The sequence below is a fragment of the Stenotrophomonas sp. TWI587 genome, from assembly GCF_039674145.1.
Lineage (GTDB): Bacteria > Pseudomonadota > Gammaproteobacteria > Xanthomonadales > Xanthomonadaceae > Stenotrophomonas > Stenotrophomonas maltophilia_AY.
The window spans coordinates 422,528-429,361 of sequence record NZ_JBDJMW010000004.1 but is presented as its reverse complement, the minus strand read 5'-3'; the positions used below and the strand labels follow the sequence as shown (position 1 = coordinate 429,361).

6 protein-coding genes are annotated in these 6,834 nt (G+C 67.1%); 2 read left to right on the top strand and 4 right to left on the bottom strand.

The window, feature by feature from the left end; genetic code table 11:
- On the top strand, positions 1-228 hold a 228-nt coding region (locus ABE464_RS09410; protein ID WP_346471719.1), incomplete at its 5' end, for a hypothetical protein.
- A 332-nt stretch (positions 229-560) separates the two neighbouring features.
- Positions 561-1,751 carry a benzoate/H(+) symporter BenE family transporter gene (locus ABE464_RS09405; protein WP_346471718.1) on the top strand — a complete coding sequence of 397 codons (1,191 nt, stop codon included), beginning with the start codon at positions 561-563 and terminating at the stop codon, positions 1,749-1,751.
- Positions 1,752-1,755: 4 nt separating this feature from the next.
- Here ABE464_RS09405 and ABE464_RS09400 read toward each other — a convergent pair whose 3' ends face one another.
- Genes ABE464_RS09400 through egtB form a run of 4 tightly spaced genes read right to left on the bottom strand, consistent with a single transcriptional unit; the run spans position 1,756 to position 6,809 of the window.
- Entirely contained in the window at positions 1,756-2,331 is a 576-nt protein-coding gene (locus ABE464_RS09400) for a DUF2628 domain-containing protein (protein WP_346471717.1), read from the bottom strand.
- Positions 2,328-4,496, bottom strand: a complete 2,169-nt coding sequence (locus tag ABE464_RS09395) for a lytic murein transglycosylase (protein WP_346471716.1) — start codon at positions 4,494-4,496, stop codon at positions 2,328-2,330. The genes ABE464_RS09400 and ABE464_RS09395 overlap by 4 nt, the downstream gene beginning before the upstream one ends.
- 55 nt (positions 4,497-4,551) lie before the next feature.
- Entirely contained in the window at positions 4,552-5,526 is a 975-nt protein-coding gene (gene egtD, locus ABE464_RS09390; RefSeq protein WP_346471715.1) for an L-histidine N(alpha)-methyltransferase, read from the bottom strand.
- Positions 5,523-6,809 (bottom strand): ergothioneine biosynthesis protein EgtB, encoded by a 1,287-nt coding sequence (gene egtB / locus ABE464_RS09385; protein ID WP_346471714.1) that lies wholly within the window; start codon positions 6,807-6,809, stop codon positions 5,523-5,525. The genes egtD and egtB overlap by 4 nt, the downstream gene beginning before the upstream one ends.
- Positions 6,810-6,834 lie beyond the last annotated feature (25 nt).

Genomic DNA, 6,834 nt, shown 5'->3' with positions numbered 1-6,834 from the left:
TGCTTTAAAACAATTGATATGTTGCTTGATCAAACGTCTGCAAGATGGACATACATCCTTCCTGCAGGCGCCTTCACAAGATACCTGCGCATACTGTCAAAGAACTTTGGAGTCGGCCTCAGCGCCTTCCTCCGTGTGCCCCGACGTTTCCGTCGTTGCGAGCCGCCCATTATAGCCGACTTTTCCGCCTCGTCAACACCTTTTTTCAAGGCCGCTTCACTGAAGTGAAACGTTGTTGCCGATGCTGCTTCGTCGTGCGACCCGAAGGTCTTTTCGTCGAAGCGAGCCGCCTATTATGTCAGGCTTTTCGTTTCCGTCAACACCTTCCTTCGAAGCTTGTTGCCGTCGCTGCGGGTGGGAATTCACCGGGGTGAAGACCGCGTCGCAGCGAGGGAGCGAATACTAAAGACTTCTGAAAATTCGTCAAGCGTTTTCGTCGATCTTTTTCATCAACGCGTCATCGCTGCGTGCTGCTCATCAACAAGCGCGGCAGCACGCGCGTTGCGCGTGCTGCCGAAGGCTTGCTAACAATGCATCTCCAGTCATCAGGAATGCATGCAATGTCGGCGGTAGGCAAACGTTCGTTGTGGCGCGATCTCTCTCTGCCTGCGGTGATGGCAGGCTTCATTACCGTATTGGTGGGCTTCGCCAGTTCCGCGGTGATCGTGTTCCAGGCCGCACGCGCGGTGGGCGCCGACCAGGCGCAGATCGCCTCGTGGATGTGGGCGTTGGGCCTTGGCATGGGCGTGACGTGTATTGGTCTGTCACTGCGCTATCGGATGCCGGTCGTCACTGCATGGTCGACCCCGGGCGCGGCCATGCTCGTGGTGGGTGCGGGCGCGGTCGGCTACAGCGATGCGATCGGTGCGTTTGTTCTGGCTGCCGTGCTGGGGATGCTCGCCGGCTTCTCAGGCATCTTCGCCAAGCTGATGAAGCGTGTGCCGATGGCGCTGGCCGCGGGCATGCTTGCTGGTGTGCTGCTGCGCTTCGGACTGGATGTGTTCGTCTCCATGGGCACCCAGCTCGGCATGGCATTGGCGATGTTCGTCACCTGGTTGATCGGTCGACGGCTGTTCCCGCGCTATGCGGTGATCGCCACCCTGCTCGTGGGTGTCCTGGTCGCCGCCGGCCAGGGCCTGCTTCATATGGACGAGGTGCGATTGGAACTGGCCACACCGGTGTTCACCTGGCCGACGCTGTCGTGGTCGGCGGTGTTCGGCATCGCCCTGCCCCTGTTCGTGGTCACCATGGCCTCGCAGAACATCCCGGGCGTGGCGGTGATCCGTGCCTCCGGCTATGACACTCCCGTATCGCCGGTGATCGGCTGGATCGGGGTGGTCAACACGCTGCTCGCCCCGTTTGGCGCCTATGGGCTCAACCTGGCCGCGATCACTGCCGCGATCTGCATGGGCCGCGAGGCGCACGAGGATCCGGCCCGCCGTTACACCGCCGCGGTGGCCGCGGGCGCCTTCTATATCGTGGTGGGCCTGTTCGGGGCGACGGTGGCAGCCGTGTTCGCCGCCTTCCCCAAGGAACTGGTGGCCTGCGTGGCCGGCATCGCCCTGTTCGGCACCATCGCCAACAGCCTGGCGACGGCCCTGCGTGAGGAGGCTGATCGCGAAGCGGCGCTGGTGACCTTCCTGGTCACCGCCTCGGGCCTGTCGCTGGCCGGGATCGGCTCGGCGTTCTGGGGGTTGGTCGCCGGCGGCATCTGCCTGGCAGCACTGCGACCGCGTCCGGTCGCCCGCTGACGCCTCACGCGCCTTCGAAGATACGCAGTACGACGAACAGTGCCAGGCCCAGGCCGAGGGCAAGCCGGCTGGTACCCCCGCGGCGTACCAGTTCGGCGTTGATCCGCTCCGGCTGCCCGGTAAAACGGACCTGCGCCCGCGCCACCATGCGGCGGCAATGCCAGCGGTACAGCGCATTGCCGAAGATGCCCAGCGAGAGCTGCACGCCCAGCGATAGCACGACGCCGCCCACGGCCAGGTCCAGCAGGACCATCGCCATTCCAATGGCGAAATCAGCCACCAGCACCGCCAATGCCACCAGGTACATGCGCCGGTACATGAGCCAGTGGAAGCCGAACAGGACGGCCGGCCAGTGCCACGGACGCGGCCAGCGGTCACCGGCGTCATCCAGATGCCAGCGACGGGCGTACAACGCGAAGTTGTCGCCCACCGCCTTCGCCAGCAGCGGATGGCGGTCATGCACCGCCACGGCCGCATCGATCTGGGCGTCGATCATGGCCTCGTGCGTGGCGGTGCTGGGCGCGCGATAAGGATTGTCGGCGGTCTCGTCCAGCCCGGCCGGGGGTGGAACCGTACTCATAGTGGGCGAACCGCCAGCGTCTGCTGCAGCACGTGCTGCGCGCCCGGCGCCAGCGTCACCACATCCGGACCGGCGTTGGCCGCTTCCAGGCACACATAGTTGCGCCAGCCGGCCCCGACATCAGCCATCTTGCTGGCGCCGGCCTCGCCCGGGTTCCAGGCGACCAGCGAGCGGCTGCCGGTGGTGGTGATCTCGATGCGGCGCTTCAGGCCCGGGTCCTTGAGCACGTAGCGACCGCCGGCCTGTGTATAGATGCGATCGCTGCGGCCGGGATCGCGCGGGTCGCGCAGGCTCCAGTCGCCCTGCTGCTGGCGCGGGGTCGCGTAGTTCTCGAACTTGTCCAGATAGGACAGGCCGTCCAGGCCCTCCACGCTGACCTGCATCGCATCGCTGACCTTGAAGTAGTTGTGCAGCGCCTGGGTGAAGGCAATCGGCTGGCGGCCGGTGTTGTCGGTGATCAGGCGCTGCTCCAGGGTGCGGCCGATCCGCAGCTCCATGCGCAGGCGCAGGTCCAGGTTCTCCAGCACGGGCGGCGCCAGGGTCAGCACCATGGTGCCATCGGCCTCGCGACGGGCCTGCTGCAGGGTCCATGGCACGTTGCGGACGAAGCCATGCGAGGGCACGTCATTGCCCTGCCCCTGGCGGCCGAAGTACGGCCAGCACACGGGGCTGCCCCCGCGGATCGGGGTCGGCAGCGGCTGGGCGCTCGGCGAGAGCCACATCACGTCCTGCCCGCCCTTGGGCACGTAGGACAGCAGCTGGCCACCGAACACGCTGATCGCGGCGGTGGCGAACGGGGTCTGGACCGTCCACGCCGGGAAGCCCTGGATGTCGGCCAGGCTCAGGCCAGGCACCTTGGGCAGGGCAGCGCGCGGCGTGGCCGGGGACTGGACATGCTGGGCATGATTGGGCGGCAGGGTGAACACGGTGGATGCGGGCATGGTCGGTGTGGAAGAAGGAGGAGCACCGCGCAGTGCGGTGAGGATGCGCTGGCCGGCGCGGCCATCGGCGGGGGTCCAGCCCAGGCGCTGCTGCTCGGCCTGGATGGCGCGGCGGGTGGCGGTACCGATCATGCCGTCCGCCGTACCGATATCGTGGCCGCGGGCCAGCAGCAGGGTCTGCAGCTCGCGGCGTTCGGTACGGCCGATGCCGGGATCATCGGTTGGCCAGGCGGCGGCGATGCCGCTTCCACCACGCAGGCGATCGGCCAGTGTCGAGATCGCCAGCGCGTAACTCTCGGCGGCGTTGTAGGCGTAGATCGCATCGTAATTGCGGAACACCAGCCAGGCCGGGCCCTTGGTCCCGGTGGGCAGCAGCAGCGCGGCGTTGCTGTCGGCGGGGAGCCCGGCGGGCGCCAGAGCACCACCGGCCACCGGGACGATGCCCAGCGCGCGCCAGTCGGCCAGTGGCTTGCGCTGGGTACGCCCGGCCACGCTGGCGTTGAAGCCAGCCGGAATCTTTACTTCGATGCCCCAAGGCTGCCCGGTTCGCCAGCCCGCCTTCTTGAGGTAGTTGGCGGTGGAGGCCAGCGCATCGGGAATCGAGGCGACCAGATCGCGACGACCATCACCGTCACCATCCACCGCGATGCGCGCATAGGTGGAGGGCATGAACTGGGTGTGGCCGAAGGCGCCGGCCCACGAGCCGGTCAGGCCTTCGGCACGCAGGTCGCCAGCATCGATCAGCTTGAGCAGGGCCAGCAACTCGCCGCGGAAGAACGGCTGTCGGCGGCCCTCACAGGACAGCGTGGCCAGCGACTGCAACAGCGGGCGCTTGCCGAACACGCGGCCGTAATCACTCTCCACGCCCCAGACCGCGACGATCGTGGCCGGGTCCACGCCGTACTCCGACGATACCCGGGACAGCAGATCACGGTGCTCGACCAGGCGGGCGCGCCCATCCGCCACGCGCTGTGCATCCACCAATGCGGCCAGGTAATCCCACAACGGTGTGGTGAACTCCGGCTGCGCGTCCAGCAGCGGCAAGACGCTGGGATCGGGGGTCAGCCCGGCGGTGAGCGTGTCGAAGCGCTCGGCCGTGATGCCCTGCTTGCCGGCCTGGGCCTTGAGGGTGACCAGGCACGTGGAGAAGGCATCCGGCGCGGCGACCGTAATCGACGGTACGCCGAGACACAGCCCGGCCAACAACAGGGGCGACCATCGCATTGGCGGGAATCCTTGCAGCCAGTGGACCTGCATCATAGCGGCAATGCCGCGCAGGTCAGACCGGTTGCAGCAGGCGCAGGCCGAAGGCCGGATCGGTCGCGTTCCAATGCGCGGTCACCTGCAGGCCGGCATCGGCGGCCATGCGGGCGAACACCGCATCAGTGTATTTATGGCTGTACTCGACCGTCATCGCTTCACCTTCGGCGAAATCGAAGGCCTGGCCATCCACGTGCACGCGTTGCGCGCGTTGGCTGACCAGCTCGGTTTCGATGCGCAGCCGCGGCACGCTGTAGCGGGCACGATGGCGGAAGCCGTCCAGATCGAAATCGCTGCCGATGTCGCGGTTGAGCCGACGCAGCAGATTGAGGGTGAACTCGGCAGTGACCCCGGCGGCATCGTTGTACGCCGCTTCGATCAACGACGCGTCCTTGTGCAGGTCGATGCCGATCAGGGCCATGCCATCCGGACCCATGGTCTGGCGCATCGCCTTCAGCAGTGCGATGGCGTCGTCATGGGCGAAGTTGCCGAGCGTCGAGCCGGGGAAGAACACCAGGTGGCGGGCGGGCTCGCGCTGCGGCGACGGCAACTGGACCGGGTGGGTGAAGTCGGCGCAGACCGGCAGCATTTCGATATCCGGCAGCGACGGTGCCAGCCGGGTGATGCTGTCCAGCAGAGCGGCGCGCGAGATTTCGATCGGGGTGTACGCGACCGGCTCACGCAGCGCATGCAGCAGCAACTCGGTCTTGCGGCCGCTGCCACTCCCCAGCTCAACCACGTGCAGACGCGGGCCGACCACCTTGGCGATGTCATGCGCACAGTCCTGCAGCAGCTGCAGTTCGGTGCGGGTCGGGTAGTACTCCGGCTGCCGGGTGATCTGCTCGAACAGGGCCGAACCCTGCGCATCGTAGAAGTACTTGGACGGCAGCTGCCGCGGCGTGGACGAGAGCCCGCGCAGGATGTCGGCGGTGATCCGGTCACGATCCGGCTGTAGATCGGTCAGTGCATCCAGCGCATCACGGACCGAGCTCATGCGACGTCCCGGGCCAGGCGCAGGCCGGCGAACTGCCACCGGGCCGACGGCGCGAAGAAGTTGCGGTAGCTGGCGCGCAGATGATCGGCCGGCGTGGCGCAGCTGCCGCCCCGCAGCACCCACTGCCCACACATGAACTTGCCGTTGTACTCGCCCAGGTTGCCCGGGAAGGTACGGAAGCCGGGATAGGGCCCGTAGGCGCTGCTGGTCCATTCCCACACATCGCCGAACAGCTGGACGATGTCCCCCTCTTCCTCCGCGCCGCCCGGGTGCAGCTGATCGGCATCGGCAAAGCGGCCACGCAGGGCGCGGCCAGCCGTCGCCGCTTCCCATTCGAACTCCGTGGGCAGGCGGGCGTCGCACCAACGCGCGTAGGCGTCGGCTTCGAAATAGCTCAGGTGGCAGACCGGCGCATGCGGATCGAGCGCGCGCCAGCCGCCCAGAGTGAACTCGCGCTCCAGCGCGTCATCCCAGTACAGCGGGTGCTGCCACTGCTGTTCCTGGCACAGCGTCCAGCCTTCGCTCATCCACCAGCGCGGCTCGCGATAGCCGCCGGCCTGCACGAACTGACGGTACTCCTCGTTGTTGACCGGGCGGTTGGCCAGCGCATGCGCCGGGATCAGCGCGCGGTGCACCGGCGATTCGTTGTCATACGCAAACGTCGACTGGGTGGGCCACACCGGTGCGCCGATCTCCACGATCCGTTCCGGGCTGCTACGCCACTGCAGCGGCAGCGCACGCGCCGGGCTTGCCGGGAGATCGGTGCGGTACGCCGGTTGCAGTGGATTGGACCAGAACGCGTGCTTGATGTCGGTCAACAGCAATTCCTGGTGCTGCTGCTCATGGTGCAGGCCGAGCAGAAGCTGATGCTGGGCCTGCTCGCTCAGATTGCCGGCCTGCAGTGCGGCGAGCACACGCTGATCGATCTCCGCGCGGAAGTGCAGCACCTCGTCCAGCGTGGGGCGCGAGAGCAGGCCGCGCTGTGAGCGTGCATGGGCCGGGCCAATGCTCTGGTAGTAGCTGTTGAACAGGTAGTGCCAGTCCGCATCGATCGGGGCGTAGCCGGGGCGGGTCGCCAGCACGAAGCGCTCGAAGAACCACGTGGTATGGGCCAGGTGCCATTTCGCCGGGCTGGCGTCGGGCATGCTCTGGACCATGGCATCTTCGGCACTGAGCGGTGCGGCCAGCGCGAGCGTGCGTGCACGCACGGTGGCGTAGCGGACGGCCAGCGGCGATGGCGGGGCGGCAGTGTGCGGTAGTGCGGCAGCGACGGCGGTATTCATTGCGGTGAGGATCGACCAGCCGGGG